The organism is Bacillus sp. L75, from assembly GCF_003676355.1.
Taxonomy (GTDB): Bacteria; Bacillota; Bacilli; order Bacillales; family Bacillaceae; genus Bacillus; species Bacillus velezensis.
The window spans coordinates 1-479 of record NZ_ML064955.1 but is presented as its reverse complement, the minus strand read 5'-3'; the positions used below and the strand labels follow the sequence as shown (position 1 = coordinate 479).

The following is a 479-nucleotide window of genomic DNA, read 5'->3' as shown; positions in this document are numbered from 1 at the left end:
TTATTAACGGATATGCATCATATTATTTCTGACGGTGTGTCCGTCAACACCTTGATTAAAGAATTCGGCGAGCTGTACGCAGGCCGTTCGCTTGCGCCGATGCGCCTTCAATATAAAGACTATGCCGTCTGGCAGCGGTCATTTCAGGAGAAAGAAGGGTACCAGAAGCAGGAAGCCTATTGGCTGAAGCGGCTTGAAGGAGAGCTTCCGGTGCTTGAGCTTCCGGCTGACAAGCCCCGTCCGGCTGTCAGAAGCTTTGCGGGCGGCAGCGTATCGTGCACGCTTGACGCTGAAACGGCATCCGGCCTTCACCGCATCGCCCGGGATCACGGCTCCACTTTGTATATGGTGCTTCTCGCCGCGTACAATACGTTACTCGCGAGATTGAGCGGGCAGGAAGACATCATCGTCGGCTCGCCGATTGCCGGGCGTCCGCACAAAGACCTTGAACCGATTCTCGGCATGTTCGTCAACACGCT

The 479-nt window shown here is 55.5% G+C and carries 1 protein-coding gene; it reads left to right on the top strand.

The annotated features are described in order from the left end of the window. On the top strand, nt 1–479 hold a 479-nt coding region (locus tag D5S11_RS19725), incomplete at both ends, for a condensation domain-containing protein (protein WP_164833863.1).